Annotated in this window: 3 protein-coding genes; 2 read left to right on the top strand and 1 reads right to left on the bottom strand. The window is 64.6% G+C overall.

All coding sequences use genetic code 11. The features are described from left to right. A partial coding sequence (locus ACXJKR_RS33375) for a bifunctional hydroxymethylpyrimidine kinase/phosphomethylpyrimidine kinase (RefSeq protein ID WP_457326512.1) occupies window positions 1-384 on the bottom strand: 384 nt, incomplete at its 3' end. A gap of 182 nt (window positions 385-566) precedes the next feature. On the opposite strand from ACXJKR_RS33375, the gene ACXJKR_RS33370 reads away from it, so the two are divergent. Together ACXJKR_RS33370 and ACXJKR_RS33365 are read left to right on the top strand one after the other, a co-directional pair. Next, window positions 567-719 (top strand): rubredoxin, encoded by a 153-nt coding sequence (locus ACXJKR_RS33370; protein WP_056199756.1) that lies wholly within the window; start codon window positions 567-569, stop codon window positions 717-719. Between the two features lie 70 nt (window positions 720-789). Beyond that, the coding region (locus ACXJKR_RS33365; protein ID WP_457326511.1) for a response regulator at window positions 790-1,028 on the top strand (239 nt) is incomplete at its 3' end.

Below are 1,028 nucleotides of genomic sequence, written 5' to 3'. Positions count from 1 at the left end.
GGGCAGATAGGTCACCAGCGGCACGTCGGGGTAGTCGCTCAGCACCTCGGCCACGGCGCTGACGGCCTCGGCATTGCCCAGGAAGCCGACCTTCCAGGCCGTGATAGGCACGTCTTCCAGGATGTGGCGGGCCTGCTCGGCGACGGTGTCGGCGTCGAGGTTCTCGTGCTCGAAGGTCTCGGCCGTGTCGCGCAGCACGATGGCGGTGACGACGGGCAGGCAGTGCGCGCCCATAGCCGCAATCGTGGCTACATCGCCGGCCAGGCCGCCTGCGCCAGAGGCGTCGCTGGCATTGAAGCTCAGCACGCAAGCTGGCGGCGGGCTTTCCTGTTCGTCTTGGGCATCTTCGGCCGCGGGGTCGGTGGGGAGGGGTGTTGGGCTCATGGGGAAGTCATGGCGGTCGCGGCCAAATAGCAGCCGCAAAGCGTGGAGTCTGCCGCTAAAAGGGCGCTTCTGAGGCCCGGGGCACAGGCGTTTGCCCTCAGCATTGCGCTTTCGAGCCCTGGCTAGAATGATTCGATTGTAGTGAGCAAACTCTAAGCACCGTGAGCGAACCCAGTACCTGGATGTGCCTGATCTGTGGATGGATCTATGACGAAGCAGCGGGCGATCCGGAGCACGGCATCGCGCCGGGCACCGCCTGGGCCGATGTGGACATGAACTGGACCTGCCCCGACTGCGGCGCGCGCAAAGAGGATTTTGAGATGGTGCGCATCTGACTCGGCCTCACATGCCTCACAGGGGGCCGAAAGGGCCGGGCCCCGAGCTGAAGTTCCGAGGAGACGACGTTTGAACGAGCAAGTTTCCGGTGCAGGACCCACCCGCATCCTGGTCATCGACGACAGCAACACCATCCGCCGCAGCGCGGAGATCTTCCTGAAGCAGGGCGGCCATGAGGTGGCCCTGGCCGAGGACGGCTTCGATGCGTTGGCGAAGCTGGGCGACTTTCATCCCRATCTCGTGTTCTGCGACATCCTGATGCCTCGCCTGGACGGTTATCAGACCTGCGCCATCATCAAGCGCAACCC

Source organism: Roseateles sp. P5_E11 (assembly GCF_054049355.1).
This window is presented reverse-complemented; position numbering and strand designations above follow the sequence as displayed.

Bases quoted from the DNA above. Each gene is read 5' to 3' on its own strand.
- ACXJKR_RS33370 (WP_056199756.1), top strand. From the start codon at position 567: ATGTGCCTGATCTGTGGATGGATCTATGACGAAGCAGCGGGCGATCCG.